Consider the following 17,948-nt stretch of genomic DNA (forward strand, 5'->3'; position numbering starts at 1 on the left):
ACGAGCCGCCCTTTTGGCTTGCACCGTTCATACCCCTGCGCACGCGGCGGTCGGCCACCGGACGCATCCGCAACGACGATCGGAGGCATACGGCGGTGCCCGCTGCGCACGCGACAGCAGACGGCGCACATGCCCGTCCGGCGTAAGGTATACTCGAAGCCGAAACGCATACGCGCGCAATCGGACAGGAAAGCGAGGATCTATGCGCTACGAGGAATTGAAGGACGAGATCAAGGCCGCCATGAAGGCGAAGGACAAGGTGCGCTTGTCGATCCTGCGACAGGTGCATGGCGAGATAAAGAACATCGAAGTGAACGAACGACGAGACATCCAGGATGCGGACGTAGACGCCATGCTCAAGCGCCTCATCAAGCAAACCGGGGAGACGCTCGAAGGCTCCATCAAGGCCGGAAACGACCAGGAACGAACCGACATGCTGGCCAGGCAGGTGGCCATCTTGGAAAGCTATCTGCCCGAGCAAGTATCGGGAGCTGCGCTGTCAGCCCTCATCGACGACGTTCTGAAGGAGACCGGAGCGACCACGAAGAAGGACATGGGCCGCGTCATGGGCGCGCTTGGAAAGCGCACTGCCGGCAATTTCGACAAAGCGGAGGCCGCCAAGGAGCTGGGGCAGCGCCTGGGTTAGGCACAGCGCCTCGCAGTCACACCACGCGGAGCGGAGGCGGGTCCTGACCGCCTCCGCTCCGCATCTAGGCGAACGCGGAAGATCAGTACAGATTGAACAGGTATTCCTCTTGCTCCGCCCATGCGTCTTCATCGATGACCCATTCGCCGTTCTGCTTGACAAACTCGATGCTCACATAGTATGTGGTCAAGTCGGTCGTTGATTCCATAGTGCTTTTGAGTATCTCGCCGATGCTTGCCATCGCAGCCGCTTCGTCCGTCCTGTCTATCTCGCCAGCGTCGACGGCGGCCTGGACGTTGTCCGAGAACTGCGAGGCCAGTTCATTGCCGTCGCGCTGCGTCACATCGGCGTAGACGGTGCCGGCATCGTCGAAGGGGTACGCGCCGTCCAGCTCGTAATCAAAATCAGAGACCATCCATTCGGCCAGCATGGAGGCTTCGACGCCCAGGTCCGACAAGCTGAAGCCGTTATCGTCCAGAAAGGACTGATCGATATCGGCGGCAAGTCGCTCCACAACGGCGGCGTCGACGTTCTTGTACGTATCGAGCCGTGCGCTCGCGGCGGATTCAAGAGCCGCTTCTTCCTCGGCGGCATCCGAGGAACCGCCGGCCGATCCGCTCGACGAATCGGCGATCAGACCGGAGGAAGAGGACGATACGGACGAATCGATCGCCTCATAGAAAGCGGTGCAACCGGCCACCATACCGACGATGAACCAGATGATCGAGAACACGATGCCGATGATGCCGCATACCTTGCTCGCGGTAGTCTTGCCATCTTTGCCGCTCAACTTCGCAGCCTTTGACGCAAGCACGATGGCAACGATGCCGAGCACGATGCCCACGATGGGCAGACCGCAGAAGATGATCGCCAGAATACCGCAGACAAGCGCACCTGTCGCCTTGCCGCTGCCGGACTGAGCTGGCTGGTAGTAGGGTTGAGGCTGGCCATAGCCGGGTGCGGGCGGTTGACCAGGCTGCTGAGGATAGCCGGATGCAGGAGGCTGGCCGTATGCCTGGGTGGGCTGGCTATAGGGTTGCGCGGGCTGGCCGTACGCTTGCGCGGACTGATCCGAAGCGGGCGGCGTTCCGTACGATTGCGTGGGCTGACCTGCGAATCCGGTCGGCTGCTGCGGCGCGCCGGCCGTGAAGGGCTGCGGTACCGTCGGCGGTACCGGCGCGGTAGGCGACTGAGGAGCGGCATCGCCCGGCTGGAAGGACTGGGCGGTCTGTGCGGACGGCGCGTCGGCGCCGGCAGCCTGCGCGGTCGACTCTGCAGGCAGCGACTCGTCTGCAGCGGCTTCGACCGCAGGCAGCGACTCGTCCGAGGCGGGCTCGGCTGCCGCGGCGGGCTCGGCCGGTTCGGCGGGAGCAGCAGGCTCGGCAGGCGGCTCGGGCGCCGGCTGCTCCGGCGCAGGCTGGTTGGGCTTGTTCTGATCGTCCATGGTTCGTCCTCACCTGTTGTCGTCGACGGCGCTGCGCGCCTACGATGATTAGATAGGGCCAGTATACCTTAACCGCGCCCATAAAAGATGGAAGTCGATGCGCCGGCCGATGCGCAGCGTCCATGCAGAAGGCCGCACCACGGCGGCCTTCTGCATGGCTTCGGCTCAAAGCCGATCGTGAGGTTTCATTCGCACATCAGTAGTGCGCAAGATCCTCATCGCTGACCCGACCACGGAACGTGCGGTAGATAATCACGTGGTACAGGAGCACGAGCGGCAGGCCGACGCACGTGATGATGGTCATCCACATGAGTGTGAGTTCGGACGACGACGCGTTCATCGCCGTGAGAGACGCTCCGACGCTCTCGGCCGAGGCCACCACGAAATTCGGAAACATCGACGTAGCCAACAGCCCGACCAGCATAAACGCAGAAGCCGACTGTGCGATGAACGCACCGAGATCGCACTGCTTCTTCAGTGAGAAGAAAAGCGAGACGCCGATGCCGGCAAGCACGAGCACCGCGAACACCCAACGCAGCGCGCCGAGCGCCGGGTCCATGGCAGGCTGGATGACGGCCAGCGCGTACACCGACACCAGCGCGAACAACACAACAGCCGCAATCTGCAAAGGAAGCCGCAGCTTGGCTGCACGCGCCTGCAAATCGGAAGGCTTCGGAGCCTTGAGCGAAAGCCATGCTGCGCCTTGCGCCATGAACATCGCCAAGCCCAGCAGGCCGCACAGCAGCGTGAACGGTGAGATCAGCCCAAGCAGCGGAAAGCCCGAATAATCGCCGTTGGCATCCATCGGAATGCCGGCGAAAACGTTGCCAACAGCCACGCCGAACAACAGCGCCGGCACCAGGGATCCGACAAAAAAGCACCCGTCCCACAACCTGCCCCACTTGGGATCGTGTCCGCGGTATTCGAGCGACACCGCACGCACGATCAGCCCGAACAGAACGAGCATGATAGCAAGGTAGAATCCGGAGAACGTCGTGGCGTAGGCGGCCGGAAACGCCGCGAACAGCGCACCGCCGGCCGTGAGCAGCCATACCTCGTTGCCGTCCCACACCGGCCCGATGCTGCGGCGCACGACGGCCTTTTCGGTATCGCCCTTGGCGACAAAAGGATATAGCACGCCCGATCCCAAGTCGAAGCCGTCAAGAACAAAGTAGCCCGCGATGAGAACGAATATGAGCATGAACCACAAGCCCTGGAAGAATGTAAGTTCCATTGCTACTCACCTTCCTTCGCCAGATCGTCGGAAACGCCGATCGCAGACGCCGTCTCGTCGCTGCCTGCAGGAACTTCCGCAGGCGCCGTGCTCGCTACGGGGCCCTCCTTGATGAAGCGTCCCATGACCCGCGCCCAGGCGACAATGAGGAGCAGGTACACGAGTAGGAACAAGGTCATGGTGATAAGCAGCTCAACGTTGGATACCGATTGCGATACGCCCTCGTTGGTCAGCAGGCTCACGCCTTCGGGGCCGGTCGCAGATGGATAGACCACCCACGGCTGGCGGCCGAGCTCGGCGGTGAACCAACCGCACTGAATGGCGAGCAGCGGAAACACCGGCGATACGACGATGAGCCGCTGCAGCCACTTCATGGATTTAATCTTACCTTTGCGTTGGAACAGAAGCGCCAAGAACACCGTGATCGCGATGAGCCCAAACATGGCCACCATCAGATGGTAGGTCTGGAACACGAAATTCACCGGAGCACCCTCAACATCGAGAGCTCCGTACTGCTCGCTTTTCGCAAGGTCGTTGAGACCCTGGAATTCGGTGTCCCACGTGCCCGTAGCCAAGAAGCTCGTGCCTCCGGGGATCGAGAACGGAGTGACAACCTGCTGGTTCTCTTCATCGACCCAGCCGAAGAGGTACAAATCGGGCGCTTCGCCTTCGTACATGCCCTCCATCATGGCGAGCTTGGTGGGCTGCTCTTCCGACACGACGACGGCCGACGAATGGGCGGTGCCCAGCATGACGACGGTCGTGACGATGCCCACCACGGCGCCGATCTTGAGCGTTTTCATGGCGAAGTCCTGATGGCGGCCCTTCAGCAGGTACCATGCGGCCACCGCCATGGCCACGAACGCGCCCATGATGAGCAGCGCCACCACGACGTGCGAATAGCGGGCAAGAAGCGACGGGTTGAACGCCGCGGCGAAGAAGTCGGTGATGACGGCCTTCGATCCGTCGGCAGCGAGTTCGGCGCCGGCCGGCGTCTGCATCCAGGAGTTTGCAATGAGAATCCACAGCGCGCTCAGGCAGGAACCGAGCCAAACGAGCCAGGCCGAGACAAGATAGAACTTCGCCGAAACACGCTTGCGGCCGAACAGGAGGATGCCCAGGAATACCGATTCGAGGAAGAAGGCGAGCAACGCTTCAGCGGCCAGCGGCGCACCGAAGATATCGCCGACGAAGCGGGAGTAGTCTGCCCAGTTCGTTCCGAAGGAGAACTCCATCGTGATGCCCGTGGCAACGCCGATCACGAACGTCGCGGTGAAGATCTTCACCCAGAACGTGGTGGCCGCAGCATCATGCTCGTTACGCGACCGATAGTACCGAGTTTCGTTGATGGCCAGGATCAGTCCTAAACCTATGGTCAGCGGCACGAAGAAGAAGTGGTACGCCGCCGTGCACGCGAACTGCACGCGCGCGAGCAACACAGGATCGGAGAGGAAATCCATTGCACACCCCCTTACTTTCTCAGTCGAAAGAACCTTTTGAGGGGTATTGTACCACCATTCGTGGATTTATGTTACTGATTTTATATCAATTTAGACTGCGCCGGTACCGCCCGCGAAAAACCCGTGTCCGCTGCGTCTCTCGTACCAGGCGAGCCGAAACCCCCGTCCTTACGAGATATGGCCGAGGAAGTCCTTCGTTCGGTCGGATTTCGGATGATCGAACACCTCTTCAGGAGAACCCTGTTCCACGATGAAGCCGCCATCCATGAATATGACGCGATCCGCAACGTCCCGCGCGAAGCCCATCTCGTGCGTGACGACGATCATGGTCATGCCGCCCTTGGCCAGGTTCTTCATGACACCAAGCACGTCGCGCACAAGCTCGGGGTCGAGAGCACTTGTAGCTTCATCGAACAGCATAACGTGCGGGTCCATGGCAAGCGCACGGGCGATGGCGACGCGCTGCTGCTGGCCGCCTGACAGTTCGGCAGGCTTGTAATCGATGCGATCCCCCAGGCCCACGTGCTCAAGCTGCTCGATGGCGACGCGCTCGGCTTCGGCCTTGCTCCGCTTGAGCACCTTCTGTTGGGCCAGCATGACGTTGGCCTTGGCGGTGAGGTGGGGAAACAGATTGAAACTCTGAAACACCATGCCCACTTTGGCACGCACGTTGTTGATATCGGTCTTCTTGGCGGTGATCTCGGTATCCTCGAAGAATATCTTACCGTCGGTGGGTGTCTCGAGCAGGTTCACGCAGCGTAGGAGTGTGGACTTGCCCGACCCCGATGGCCCGAGGATAACGACCACTTCGCCGCGGCGGATATCGAGGTCGATGCCCCGTAGCACCACGTTGTCGCCGAACGATTTGCGCAGGCCCTCGATGCGCACAACCGGTTTGTCGTTGGCTGCTCCCCCGTTGACCTGTGTCGTAGGAGCTGCGGACGAGCCTTCGGCGGCCCGGGCTCCTCCGCCTGCTTCGGACGCGAGGGCGTTCTCGTTGTTCGGTTTGCTCATGACCGCACCTCCCTAGTGGCTGATCCGGCCGCTGCCGGGAACCAGATCGTCGTCGATGGGCCCGGCGAACGTCTCGGACATGCGCATGCTGCGCGCCACGGCCACATCGGAATCGGGCACGACCGACGCCTCGGATGTGATGCTGCGATCGCCGGGGCCGCTCTTCTTGCGCTTGCGCTTACCGCGAGCGAGGCGCGCCTCCATCGAGTTGATGAGCTTCGTCATGGGAATGGTCACGATCAGATAGAAGCCAGCAGCCACGATGTAAGGCGTCACATTGCCTGTTGCGGCCGTGATGGTCTTCGCATACATCATGATCTCCATGACGCCGACGGCGGCCAGAAGCGAAGTGTCCTTGTACATGAGGATGAATTCGCTCGTCATCGTGGGAATGACGCGCCGCACGGTCTGCGGGATGATGACATAGAACATGGTCTGCGCACCATTCATGCCCAACGAGCGCGCAGCTTCGAACTGTCCTGTATTGATGGACTGAATGCCGGCGCGGAAGATCTCGGCCAAGTACGCGCTCGAATTGAGCACGAGCACGATGACGCCCAGCATGAACAGATCCATGCTGATGCCCATGAGCGGCAGCCCGAAGAACGCGATGTATATCTGGAGGAACAACGGCGTGCCGCGAACCACATTGATGTAGGTGGCCCCAATAGCACGCGGGATACGGCTTTTCGCCATCCGCAGAAACGACCAGAGCAACCCGAGCGGAATGGCCAGCGGGAAGCTGACCACAACGAGGCCAAGCGCCAGCAGCCAGCCGCTAAATACCGCGGGCACCGATGTGACGATAATGGTGGGATCGAAGAACAAGTGGAGGAACTTGTTCGAGTTCCACGCCTTCACCCAATCCTGCTCGCTCAGCATACTCGACAACTGCTCGGCAGGAGTGGAGCTGACAATGTCGATGACCTGGTCGGATGACGGCATGGCGAGGGTCTGTCCCTCGGCTGTGACATAGCTGCCCGCAGGCCCGTACGAGCCTCCATCGGCGGGCAGGAGCGTTCGGTTGCACTCCACCATGATAAGCGCACCGGCCGGCGTCGGCTCGGGGAACGACACAACGACCCGCGTCCCGTCTTCCACTGAAACTTCGGAACCGACGTCGAGCCGATCGAGCCCGTTGAGCACGGTCGTCTTCACGTTTGACGCCTCGACCGTCGAGCCGCCTGGCAGCTCGATGGTCACTTGCGACAGCGACTCGCCCTCATCGGACTGACCCTGCCAGGTAACACGGGTGGGCGTGGCCCCTAGGACGGCGTTTTCTCCATCCTGGTTCGATTTGGCCGTCCAGCGCTCGATCGTAAGCGCCTGCGCTTGCGCGGAAAGGGCGAACGACAGGACGAGCGCCGCGGCGAGGATGATCGCCGCGGCGCCGAGCGAGCGCTTCGTCGCGCTCTTCATGTGGTTACAAGTGGCGAGCATCGCGTGCAGACCGGCTTATCGGATCCACTGATTGGCGATTTCGTCATACTTCCCGTTATCGCGCACCGCCTGCAGCGCTTTGTTGAGCGCCTTCGTGAGCTCAGGATTGTCCTTGCTGACTGCGATGGCGTACTGTTCGCCCGTGGGGATCTCTTGGATTACTTCGCAATCGGTGTAGGCGTTTTTCACATAGTAGTTTGCAACCGGCAGATCGACGGCAACAGCATCGATACGGCCGGACTGCAGCGCGGCGAACACGGCCGTCATCTCGTCGAAGCCTACAACCTCGACGTCCTTGATGTTCTCGGCAGCCCACTCGTAGCCGGTCGTACCGGTCTGGGCGCCCACCTTCTTGCCGGCAAGGTCCGCGGCGCTCGTGTAGCCCGAGCCGGTCAGCACCGTAAGGCTCTGGTTCACGTCGCACACCGGATCGGTGAAGTCGACATCCTCGAGGCGGTCGTCGGTGATGGTGATGCCCGAGACGCCCACGTCGGCCTTGCCGCCGGTCTGAATGAGCGGAACGATGGTGTCGAACTTGGTGGAGGGCAGGTAGTTGCACTCCAGGTCCATCTCCTCGGCGAGGGCCTTCATGAGGTCGACCTCAAAGCCTTCGGGCTGGTCGCCGTTAAGATTCTCAAACGGCGGGAAATCGAGCGAAGCGGCAACGGTCAGCTTGCCATCCTCGATGAGCGCGTAGCCGGTATCGGATGAAGCGCTCGACGAATCCTGCTCGTTCGAACCGCCCGACGAACATCCGAAGAGGGCGAGCGTTGCGGCAAGCATGCCGGCAGCGACAAGCGCACCCCATTTCTTGATAGCCATGATCCTCCCCTTTCCACCGCGTCCACAAATCGGAACAAGAATGACGCAGCTACTTTACTATAAAACGCACCCCTTCAGTATAGAAGAGGTAACTTCCCCGAACGGGTGCTCGAAGCGCCTCCCGTACCCGCGAACGGTCGATTCTTGCGTGCGTACGGTTTAGCGCACTAAAGCGCTAGAGCGCATCGGACAAGCGAGCGACCAACCGATGACGCCGGCATAGTCGATGTGCGCCGGTTAGACAAGCGGCCAACAGACGAGCAGCAGCACTGCAAGGAACGCGACGTTGTATGCCGTGAATCGCGCAAGAAAGGCGCCCGAAGTATTGCGGGCAAGTTCGGGACGGTGCGGAAACGACGCGAGCACGGTGCGGTACTGGTTGAACGTGATGAGACTGGCAAGCGAGGCAACGAGCGTGCCCGCGCCGCCAATGTTCACGCCCACGAGCAACGCCTCGTAGCCGCCGGCGAAGTGCGAGAGCAGCACAGCGGCGGGCACGTTGCTGATAATCTGGCTCGTACCCACGCTCGCCAGAAGCGCGCTTTGTCCCATGAGTCCTGAAAGCAGGCCTTCTATCACGGGTATGCGCGCCATGTTGCCGGCAAACACAAAAAAGCATGCGAAGGTGAGCAGCAGCCCGTAGTCCACAGTCCGTAGCGCGCGACGGTCGAACACCGCAAGCACAAGCACAACGGCCGCAAGCGCCACCGGATAGGGCACGAGTCGAAACACCGAAGCAATGACGAGCGCAAGCAGCGAGAAGTAGACGACGACCCGCCGGCGCTCACGGGCGGTGATGCGCAGACGCGCGTCAGGATCGGAGCGGTCGGCGGACGCAAGACGGCCGCCGACAGGCTGCGGATGGGTGGCCAGATGCGGCTGGGCGGCTGGGTGCGGTTGGGCGGCTGGGTGCGGTTGGGCGACGGGCTGCGGATGGGTGGCTGGGTGCGGATGGGTGACGGGGTGCGCGCTCGCCCTCCCCTGTTTGGAAACGAATGTTTCACGCGAAACATTCGTTCGATACGATGGCACAGCGCGGATCTTCGCTTCTGCGCGATTCGCTTCCGAGGGGTTCCCTTCTGAGGGATTCCCTTCCGGTCGGCGCTTTGCTTCCGAGGGGTGCGCCTCCGCGTTGCTCGCTTTCGCTTCTCGCCTCGCTTCCGCGGGGTTCGCTTCCGATCGGTTCGCTTTCGCTTGTTCTCCGATCGCTTTCTTCTCTGGAGCTTGCGGCGGATCGGGCTTCAGGAATAGCGCGCAACAGAGCGCGATGAGCGCAACCGATACACCGAAGGGCAGCGCCATCGCAGCCAGGAAGTCACCCAGCGGGATAGAGAAGCGCTCGTAGAGGTACAGGTTTTGAGGGTTGCCGAAGGGCAGGATCATACCGCCCAGATTGGCCGCGAGGTTCTGCATGATGAACGCGAACGGCAGCGCACGCTCCCAGCCAGCCTTGATGAGCGTTGCTGCCGCCAGCGGCAGCATCATGATGAGGGCCATGTCGTTGGTGGCGAACATCGACAGCGCAAGCGTGGCTCCCACGAGCGCGGTCACCGCCGCGCGGCACGTCGCGAAACGCGCCACCACGAGGCGCGCGGCATGCTCGAAGAGCCCGATGCCGCGCAGCGCACCCACCACAGCCAGGATGCCAAACAGACACGCAAGCGTTTTGACGTCGAAGTAGCCAAATAGGCCTCGTCGAACGGCACGAACACCATGGTGATGAGCGCAGCCGCCGCCGACACGATGAGCACCATGCGAGTACGGACAAATCGGATGAGCGAGTCCATGGGCGCGCGCACGCGAAAACGCCCCCGAGCGTCGTTCGTCATCGGGAGCGTTCCGTCTTGCTGTGCCACCATGCATGCATCATGGGATCAGTGTAGCATGCTCGTGTACCGTGCTGCGGGAAGCGGCCGCGCACGAGCGCGCACACTCAGGGACTGCTGCGGGAGGCGGGCCTCGCACGAGCGCGCGCCCAGCGGTTGCAGCAAGAAACGAACCCCGCCCGGCGGTTGCGGCAAAAACCGAACCCCCACCAGAGCGCGCATGTTCCGTTGCGGCGGAGGCCAAGTCACATCCGAACGCATGCCCAGCGGTTGCGGCAGCGGGAGCCGAACCCCGAGCGCGCGTATCTTGCTGCTGCCCGGACGGAGCGATCGCGTCGTGGCGCTATCCTTCGAAGTGCTCGGCGGCAACCTCCAGCTGGCGGATGATATCGATGCCCTGCGGGCACATGGCCTCGCACGCGCCGCAGGCGCTGCAATCGGAAGCGCGACCGGGTACCGCCTGCCAAGAGTACAGGCTCTTCGCGAACGAGCGGTTTTCGGTCATGAGCTCGAGGTTGAGCAGGCCGAGAATAGCGGGGATAGCCACGCTCTGCGGGCAGTCCTTCACACAGTAGCGGCAATTCGTACACGGGATGGACGCCATACCGCGCAGAATCTCGGCCGCCTGGTCGAACGCCCGCTGCTCATCGGGGGAGAAGGGGCGGCTCGCACGGTAGTCGGCCACGTTCTGTCGTACTTGCTCGAGCGTAGACATGCCGGCAAGCACCGTGAGCACGTTCGGCATGTTGTAGCAGAAGCGGTACGCCCACGAGGCCAAGCTCGCTTCCGGGTTCGCCGCGCGCAGCACCTCAGCCACCCGATCGGGCAGCTCGACGAGCCGTCCTCCGCGCGCAGGTTCCATAATCACCACCGGAACGTTGTGCCTTTGCGCTACTTCCATGCAGCGACGCGCTTCGATCACCGGGTCGTCCCAGTCCAGATAGTTCACCTGCAACTGTACGAAATCCATATCCGGATGAACGGCGAGCAGCTCGTCGAGCGTGTCGGCTCCGTCGTGCATCGAGAAACCGACGTTCCTGATGAGGCCCTCCTCCTTCTTCTGTCGCGCAAAATCCCACATGCCGTACTCGTCGAACTTGGCGGTGCGCTCGCCGCCTACGTTGTGCAGCAGATAGAAGTCGACGTAGTCGAGTCCCATGCGCTCAAGCGATGTGCCGAGGTTGCTCTTCGCCTCCTCCGCATGGGGACTCGCCCATGCTAGGCACTTCGTCGCCACCGTATACGCATCACGCGGATAGCGCTTGACCAACGCCTCGCCGAGCGCCTTCTCGGACGCGCCTTCGTGGTAGACGAAAGCGGTATCGAAGTACGTTCCGCCACCCTCGATGAACGCATCCACCATCTGCGTAAACTGCTCGAGGTCGATGCTCTGCTGGTCGTTCGCGTCGAGCAGCGGCAACCGCATGCACCCGAAACCCAGCTTCGCTATGTTCTGAAAATCTGATCGCACCTGTGCTCCTCTCGTCGTGTGACGGGAGCAATCATAATTCCTGGAGCGTACTCCAAGTCAAGCGAAAAGCGGAACTTTATGGGCGAAGCGTTGTTTCACGTGAAACAATCGGGTGTTTCAGCACGCCTGTTCCATGTGGAGCATCGCATCGCTTCCCCGAGAGCGGCAGCGCTTCAGCGAACCTCGTCGAAGAGACGGCGGAATTCGGCCTCGAACGCGCTGTTCTTCAAGCGGATGAACGAGATGTCGTGCTCCACGCGAAAGCCCTCGAGCGGAACGACTCGCAAGCTGCCGGCTTCGAGTTCGCGCGCAACCGCCGCCTCGTAGAGAAACGCGATTCCCAAGCCGCGCGCAGCGAAGATCTTGATGACGTCGAGGCTTTCGACCATGCTTGTCTGCCGAAAGCCCTCAAGGGACAAATTCCGTGCAGCCAGCGCATGCTCAAGCACCGCGCGCGTGCCCGATCCCGGTTCGCGCACCAGCAGATGCTCCGACAGCAGATCCTCGATGCAGTACGCTCCGCACGTCAGCACATGCTCCGCCGCACACACGCATACAAGCCGTTCCCGCTGATAGACGTCGCATTCGTAGGCGCTCCGATCGAACATTCCCTCGACGAACGCGCAATCGATCTCCCCTGCCTCGAGCAGTGCCAGTAACTCGCGTGTGCCGCCCGAGCGCACGGTCGCGCGGATGTCGGGGCGTTTCGCCAGGTAGTCAGCAAGGGGCGCAGCCACCAGATACTCGCCAGCCGTGAGGGTCATCCCCACGCTCATGTCGATGCGAGCGCCCGAAACCGCGGCAGCAACCCTCTCGCGCAGCAGGCGCTCATCATGGTCCATGATGGACAACGTCGAACGCACAAGCTCGCCGGCCTCGGTCAACGTGAGCCGCTTGCCGCGGTAGTCGAACAGCCGCGCACCGTACGCCTTCTCCAAGTGGGCGATATGCTGCGAGACGGCGGGTTGCGTGATGTTGAGCGCTTTGGCGGCCCGCGTGTAGTTCATCGTTCGGCACACCGTCAAGAACGTCTCGACGCGAAAATCCTGCATAGCCGCCTTCCTCTGATTTCGTCCAACCGCCGCGTGCTCAACCGCGCCCGTTCTGGCGCAGCTCGATGCGCGTGCGTCCTCCGCCTCCGTATTCGCTTTCTTAATCATAATACAAATTTATTGATACATAAATATTTATTAGTTTTCTTTCTCCACGGCTCGTGAAAGAATAGCGCCTACGCGATTGAGTCGAACCCGCCGAGCGCTGCTCGACGACGAGAAAGGATCCGCCGTGCGCACCCTTATCGAACACGTTCCCATTCCCATCGCCGGTGTGGCTCTTGGATTTGCAGCCCTCGGCAATGTGCTTGCGCCTTCGGCAGAGGCGGCGCACATCGCATGCGGCGCGCTCTCGACAGCGCTCATTGCGCTCCTGATCGCGAAGATAGCACTGTTCCCTGCTTCGATCCGCGACGACCTGCGCAACTCCATTCTCGCCAGCGTAAGCGCCACCTTCTTCATGACGCTCATGCAGCTGTCCACCTACATGGCGCCTCTGGCCTACGTCCCCGCATTTGCGCTTTGGGGAGCCGCCATCGCGTCGCATCTCGCGCTTATGGTCGGGTTCTCGGTGCGCTTCATGACCCGCTTCAAGCTATCCGAAGTGTTCCCCACGTACTTCATCTGCTATGTGGGAATCATCGTGGCGTCGGCCACTTCCCCAGCCTTCGGAATGGAAGCCCTCGGACACGCGCTGTTCTGGATGGGATTCGCCTTCTATCTCGTACTGCTGGTCATGGTCACGTACCGGTACGTGAAACACGAGATACCCGAACCCGCTCGGCCTCTGTTCTGCATTTACACGGCCCCGATGAGCCTGTCTATCGCAGGCTATCTGGCCACAGCAGCAGACCCCAGCCCGCTGTTCGTCGGCATCCTGCTTGTGCTCGCGCAGGCGTTCTACCTGCTCGTGCTCACGCGCCTGCCGCGGCTTTTGCGCTTGAAGTTCTACCCCAGCTTCGCCGCCATGACGTTCCCCTTCGTCATCACGGCCACTGCGCTGGGGCAGGCGTCCGCATTTTTTGCATCGTCCGGAACACCGCTGCCGACCTTCGTCGACGCGCTGATCGCCGCCGAGACGGGGATCGCTACCGTGCTGGTGGCCTACGTGTTCGTGCGCTACGCAGTCTTCCTGCTCGGCCATGCCGAGCTGCCCGAACGCGGAACCGTAGGAGACAGTCGGCTGCTCACGCGCCTCGCAGCCCGCTTCGAGCGCGAACACGCCGATGCAGAGCCTCTGTCGGAAGCCGTTGCAGGCGAGGTCATTCCTCCATTTCCAGCGCGCGGGCCAGTATCTGCATACGCGCTTCGACATCCTCGATGATGCGGCTGCAATCCTTGAGCTCATCGTAGGAGTCGATACCCTCCACCTCGCTCACGGCCTTGTACTTCAAGTCATGCTCCAAGCTGGCCCAGAAGTCCATGGCGATGGTGCGCAGCTGCACCTCCACCGGTATGTACTCCTTCTTGTCGAGGAAGTACACCGGGATGCGCACGATAACGTGCAAACTGCGGTAGCCGTTCGGCTTGGGGTTCTTGATGTAATCCTTCACGGTGACGATGGCAAGGTCGTCTTGTTTACGCAAAAGCTCGAGCAGGTTGTACACATCGTGGATATACGAGCAGATCACACGCACGCCCGCAATGTCCATGATGTACTTCTCCATGTTTTCGAGCGTCGGCTCCTTGCCATAGCGCTCGAGCTTCTCGAAAATGCTCGCGGGTTTTTTGATACGCGACTCGATATGATGGATGGGATTGCGGTGCTTCTTCAGGCTGAGATCCTGATCGATAATCTCGAAGCGCACCTTCATCTCGCGCATCGCGGCTTGATACTTCTGGATGATCTCGCGCGTCCTTGCCTCGGCGCCATGCAAGCGCGCAAGCTGGCTCATGGATTCGCGCAGGTCCTCTTTCTCGGTGAATACCCCGCGCACGACATCGCGCGAAGGCGCGTCTTTGACCGATAGGCTTCGGCTCGCTCGGCGCTGCTTTCTTCCTGGCATGCTCCCGCTCCTCATACGTACGCTTTCGTATCATGATAGCCCCACGGCACCAAAGAAACGAACCGCGCACGCGATTTTGCCCAAATCGCCAGAACTGCTTTCCGCAGCGCAGGCTCGAAGGGAGGGGAGACGGGGCTCAGCCGACTCTCACCTGGTTCTTACCGGCGCGCTTCGCCTCGTACAGCGCCTTGTCGGCGCGGGAGAAGACACTGCGATACTCCCGATCGTCGGCAACCGTCTGCGTGGCCCCCACGCTCATGCTGACGGAAATCGGAGCATCCGGCGAACTCAGGCATATGCCTTCGACCGCATGGCGCATGACCGAAAACACCCGCAGCGCCGCCTTCATGTTGATATGCTTCAGCAGCACGACGAACTCGTCTCCCCCGACGCGGCCGACGATGTCGGTCTCACGGCAGTTCGCACGCAAGATGCTCGCGACCTCTCGCAAAAGCTCGTCGCCCTTCAAATGGCCGCACGTGTCGTTCACGACCTTGAAGTCGTCGAGATCGACTACGGCGAACACGCTGCTGGCCGCCAGATGGGAATCGGAGAGAGCGTCGTTGACAAGGTCGCGCGTTGAAGCGTGGTTGGACAGACCGGTGACAGCATCGCACTCGGCCTTCAAGCGCAGATCGCGTTCGGCCTGGATATTGTCGATAAGGCCGACGAGGTGCCACGAACTGCGTGCGTCCCCGACAACGAACAGGTTCGCTCGGTACCATCGGTACCCCGTACCGTAGTAGTCGGCGCGGTACTCGATGATCTGGTTGCTGGATCCCGCGCGCACCTGCTCGAACATCGACTTGACCGCCGCGACGTCATCTGGATGCACCTCGGTGCGGCCCGCCGTGCCGAGCACTTTCAGATACGAAGGAATGACCTGCAGTTCCATGCCGTTTCCCGTACGGTCAATATAGAGCTGCACCGTGTCGGACTCCGAATCGTAGTCAAAACTGATAGCGTGCGCGAGCTCGCTCAGAATGCGGAACCGCTCGTTTTGCCAAGCGCGCTCGCGGCGCTCACGCACGGCGTCCGTGACATCATTGAAGGCGCACTGAACGACGCCCGGGCCCTCCGTCTCATCAGCCAGGGCGAGAACGCCCTCGACCCACCGCTCTGTTCCGTCGCCACGACGCACGGAGCTGGTGAACGGGATAGGATCCGATCCCGACGTCAAACGCTCGACGGCGCTTCTCAAGGCCTGCGTGCCGCCCCTGCCAAACGGACTGCGCGACCCTTCGCGCGCAAGTTCGCGAAACTCGTCGTAGGATGCACAGCCGAATACGCGCCAGGCGGCGCGATTCGCCGACACGATAACGGGATCCCGCTCGACCGTAAACCGCAGGATGCCGCACGGGATAGCCTCGTAGAGCTGCCGCTCGCGCTCGGCTTGTCGCTTGAAGCGCAGATCGCGCTCCTTTTCTTCGGTTACATCCATAAGCGCGATCACCACATACGTCGACGTGGGGCCGCAATGCGCGAACGCCGCTGAAAGCAGGAGATAGCGCAGCTCTCCGTTGGCATGCCGCACGCGCACCGTGCACTCTGCCCGTCGTGCCCCCGCGCGGAGCTTTCCGATCACGTCGGCTACGACCGGACGATCGGAGGGTTCCGCGATCTGAAGTGGGTCGATACCGCAGAGCCGCTCGAACCTTTCGCGCGTCGTCCCAAGCAGTTCAAGGGCGGTGTCGTTGCAATCGAGCAGTGCAGCCTTGTGCTCTTCGATACGGAAAAACGCCAAACCGCCCGGCACGCCGTCCATCGCCGCGCGCAGCCGATCGCGCAACGCACGCTCCTCGGTGATTTCGCTCAGCGTGACGAACAGCGTCGACGTCACGCCGTCGCTCGACATCCGGCGCAGGCTCGTTCGTATCCACATCTCCCCGCCCGAGCGATGCACAAGCAGCTCGCTCACCCCTGCTCCCGCTTCGCCTACGGCGCGCTCCAGCGCCTCATCGAAGCTTTCGCGATCGATTGCGTCGAGCGGGCCGAACAGATCGTCGGGCGTGCGCGCAAACGCATCGGCCGAGAGGTCCAAAGCTTCGTGAAACTCGTCGTTCGACCTGATTACCTCGAACCGTTCGCCGTCATACTCCACGAGCGCAGCAGGACCTGCGAAATGGGCGAACACAAATCCCGCAAGCGATTCCGCATCCCATAGTACAGACGCTTCCGTGTTGAATCGACGTGCGGCGCGCGAATCGAAACGGCCGTGTTCGGCGTTTGCCATGAGCTCTTCAAACGAAGCGCGGTCGATCGGCTTGGAGAACAGAAAGCCCTGCATCATATCGCACCCGACGCTCGCCAAGAATTGCGCTTGAGATTCCGATTCCACGCCTTCGGCGATGACCGGCAGATCGAGCCATCGAGCCATGCGCACGACCGACGCGAGAATGACCCCGCCGCGCGTGTCGTTGCGCGCATCGAGGAACCGCAAGTCGAGCTTGAGCACATCCACCGGCACGTCTTTCAGGGCGTTGAGCGATGAATAGCCGCTTCCGAAGTCATCCATCTCGATGACGAAACCCGCCTGCTGGAGCAGCGCCACGGCTTCGGCCAGCTGTTTCGGATCCTCCATGTACGAACTCTCAGTGATCTCCAGATGGAGCAGATCGAAGGGTATATCGTGTTCTTCGACCAGGCTCACCAGGTATTCACATAGGTCCGACCGATAGATGTCCTTGCGCGAGACATTCACCGACAGCCGCGGCACGGAGCAAGCACCATCCGCTCCGGCAGCATCGAGCCAGGTGCGCAGGCAGCGACACGCCTCAGCGAAGATATAGTAGTCCAGATCTGAAACGAGGCCGGTACGTTCGAACACGGGAATGAAGTCGCTGGGGCCGATGATGCCCTTTTCTGGATGATTCCAGCGCGCGAGAACCTCGGCGCCCACAAGCCGGTTCGTGCCGTGCTGATACTGCGGCTGAAAATACAGCTCGAATTGGCCGGCCTTGAGCGCGTCTGCCATCTGGCCAGCCAGTTCCTGCTCCTGTACCACCGACTCGCGCAGAGAATCATCGTACATGGCGTACCGCTCGGATCCCGACTTTGCGGAGCGCAACGCCAGCAGCGCGCGGTCAGTCATGAGGCTCACATCCAATGACGGGTCGTCCACCCGGTACATGCCGATCCGCACGAAGAACGCAAAATCCAGCGGATACGCGCTCAGCCAGGAATCCAGCATCCCAAGCACGTGCTCGGGGTTGCCGGCATGTTCCGGCAGGCAGCAGACGAAATGGTCTCCGCGCAGATGAGAGGCGACGCTCTTCGCCGGCAGCGCCTGCCTGATCGAGGAGCCGATGGAGCGGAGCAACCGATCGCCTTCCTCGGTTCCGTAGCGATCGTTGAACACCTTGAAGCGATCGATATCTCCGTACAGAACCACAAACCGCTCGGAAGGATACGCGTCGATAAGCTCTCGTGCAGCCTGGTTGAAGCCCTGCCTGGTGGCGAGCCCTGTCAACGGATCGCGTTCGAACGCACTCAAGTAGGTGCGCCCCCCCCCCGGCTCATTCTGCGCGCAAACG

General features: G+C 61.6%; 14 protein-coding genes. 2 read left to right on the forward strand and 12 right to left on the reverse strand.

The annotated features are described in order from the left end of the window. Positions 1–202: 202 nt before the first annotated feature. Positions 203–646, forward strand: coding sequence for a GatB/YqeY domain-containing protein (locus ABGT83_RS08930; RefSeq protein WP_346687108.1), 444 nt, complete (start codon positions 203–205; stop codon positions 644–646). Between the two features lie 82 nt (positions 647–728). Here the strand turns inward: ABGT83_RS08930 and ABGT83_RS08935 are convergent, their stop codons facing one another. The 10 genes from ABGT83_RS08935 to ABGT83_RS08980 all read right to left on the reverse strand — a co-directional run bounded on the left by ABGT83_RS08935 (position 729) and on the right by ABGT83_RS08980 (position 12,409). Further along, a complete protein-coding gene (locus tag ABGT83_RS08935; protein WP_346687109.1) occupies positions 729–2,090 on the reverse strand; it encodes a DUF4190 domain-containing protein in 1,362 nt (453 codons plus the stop codon). 196 nt (positions 2,091–2,286) lie between these two features. Next, positions 2,287–3,324, reverse strand: coding sequence for a cytochrome d ubiquinol oxidase subunit II (gene cydB, locus ABGT83_RS08940; protein ID WP_103264698.1), 1,038 nt, complete (start codon positions 3,322–3,324; stop codon positions 2,287–2,289). A gap of 2 nt (positions 3,325–3,326) precedes the next feature. Then, a complete protein-coding gene (locus ABGT83_RS08945; RefSeq protein ID WP_103264697.1) occupies positions 3,327–4,784 on the reverse strand; it encodes a cytochrome ubiquinol oxidase subunit I in 1,458 nt (485 codons plus the stop codon). Positions 4,785–4,952: 168 nt separating this feature from the next. After that, the gene (locus ABGT83_RS08950; protein ID WP_346687110.1) at positions 4,953–5,798 is read right to left on the reverse strand and encodes an amino acid ABC transporter ATP-binding protein; all 846 of its coding nucleotides are present in this window, start codon (positions 5,796–5,798) and stop codon (positions 4,953–4,955) included. 12 nt (positions 5,799–5,810) lie between these two features. Further along, positions 5,811–7,238 (reverse strand): amino acid ABC transporter permease, encoded by a 1,428-nt coding sequence (locus ABGT83_RS08955; protein WP_239926381.1) that lies wholly within the window; start codon positions 7,236–7,238, stop codon positions 5,811–5,813. Positions 7,239–7,253: 15 nt separating this feature from the next. Further along, positions 7,254–8,060, reverse strand: coding sequence for an ABC transporter substrate-binding protein (locus ABGT83_RS08960; RefSeq protein WP_103264695.1), 807 nt, complete (start codon positions 8,058–8,060; stop codon positions 7,254–7,256). A 237-nt stretch (positions 8,061–8,297) separates the two neighbouring features. Further along, positions 8,298–9,695 carry an SLC13 family permease gene (locus tag ABGT83_RS08965; protein WP_346687112.1) on the reverse strand — a complete coding sequence of 466 codons (1,398 nt, stop codon included), beginning with the start codon at positions 9,693–9,695 and terminating at the stop codon, positions 8,298–8,300. Next, positions 9,608–9,889, reverse strand: coding sequence for a hypothetical protein (locus ABGT83_RS08970; protein WP_346687114.1), 282 nt, complete (start codon positions 9,887–9,889; stop codon positions 9,608–9,610). The genes ABGT83_RS08965 and ABGT83_RS08970 overlap by 88 nt, the downstream gene beginning before the upstream one ends. Before the next feature lie 340 nt (positions 9,890–10,229). Beyond that, positions 10,230–11,357 (reverse strand): aldo/keto reductase, encoded by a 1,128-nt coding sequence (locus ABGT83_RS08975; protein ID WP_346687116.1) that lies wholly within the window; start codon positions 11,355–11,357, stop codon positions 10,230–10,232. Positions 11,358–11,530: 173 nt separating this feature from the next. Further along, positions 11,531–12,409: a LysR family transcriptional regulator gene (locus ABGT83_RS08980; protein WP_346687118.1), complete on the reverse strand. Its 879-nt coding sequence runs from the start codon at positions 12,407–12,409 to the stop codon at positions 11,531–11,533. A gap of 232 nt (positions 12,410–12,641) precedes the next feature. Here ABGT83_RS08980 and ABGT83_RS08985 point away from each other — a divergent pair, with 232 nt between their 5' ends. Then, positions 12,642–13,733: a TDT family transporter gene (locus ABGT83_RS08985; protein WP_346687120.1), complete on the forward strand. Its 1,092-nt coding sequence runs from the start codon at positions 12,642–12,644 to the stop codon at positions 13,731–13,733. Here ABGT83_RS08985 and ABGT83_RS08990 read toward each other — a convergent pair. Beyond that, a complete protein-coding gene (locus ABGT83_RS08990; RefSeq protein WP_239926375.1) occupies positions 13,672–14,415 on the reverse strand; it encodes a GTP pyrophosphokinase in 744 nt (247 codons plus the stop codon). The genes ABGT83_RS08985 and ABGT83_RS08990 overlap by 62 nt on opposite strands. Before the next feature lie 136 nt (positions 14,416–14,551). After that, complete coding sequence (locus ABGT83_RS08995) at positions 14,552–17,908, reverse strand: EAL domain-containing protein (RefSeq protein ID WP_346687123.1); 3,357 nt, start codon at positions 17,906–17,908, stop codon at positions 14,552–14,554. Positions 17,909–17,948: the final 40 nt, after the last annotated feature.

It is taken from the genome of Enteroscipio rubneri (genome assembly GCF_963929405.1).
Taxonomy (GTDB): Bacteria; Actinomycetota; Coriobacteriia; order Coriobacteriales; family Eggerthellaceae; genus Enteroscipio; species Enteroscipio rubneri.

Excerpts from the sequence above, each read along its gene's own strand:
- ABGT83_RS08930 (WP_346687108.1), top strand. The coding sequence starts at position 203 with ATGCGCTACGAGGAATTGAAGGACGAGATCAAGGCCGCCATGAAGGCG.
- ABGT83_RS08935 (WP_346687109.1), bottom strand. The coding sequence starts at position 2,090 with ATGGACGATCAGAACAAGCCCAACCAGCCTGCGCCGGAGCAGCCGGCG.
- cydB (WP_103264698.1), bottom strand. The coding sequence starts at position 3,324 with ATGGAACTTACATTCTTCCAGGGCTTGTGGTTCATGCTCATATTCGTT.
- ABGT83_RS08945 (WP_103264697.1), bottom strand. The coding sequence starts at position 4,784 with ATGGATTTCCTCTCCGATCCTGTGTTGCTCGCGCGCGTGCAGTTCGCG.
- ABGT83_RS08950 (WP_346687110.1), bottom strand. The coding sequence starts at position 5,798 with ATGAGCAAACCGAACAACGAGAACGCCCTCGCGTCCGAAGCAGGCGGA.
- ABGT83_RS08955 (WP_239926381.1), bottom strand. The coding sequence starts at position 7,238 with ATGCTCGCCACTTGTAACCACATGAAGAGCGCGACGAAGCGCTCGCTC.
- ABGT83_RS08960 (WP_103264695.1), bottom strand. The coding sequence starts at position 8,060 with ATGGCTATCAAGAAATGGGGTGCGCTTGTCGCTGCCGGCATGCTTGCC.
- ABGT83_RS08970 (WP_346687114.1), bottom strand. The coding sequence starts at position 9,889 with ATGACGAACGACGCTCGGGGGCGTTTTCGCGTGCGCGCGCCCATGGAC.
- ABGT83_RS08980 (WP_346687118.1), bottom strand. The coding sequence starts at position 12,409 with ATGCAGGATTTTCGCGTCGAGACGTTCTTGACGGTGTGCCGAACGATG.
- ABGT83_RS08990 (WP_239926375.1), bottom strand. The coding sequence starts at position 14,415 with ATGCCAGGAAGAAAGCAGCGCCGAGCGAGCCGAAGCCTATCGGTCAAA.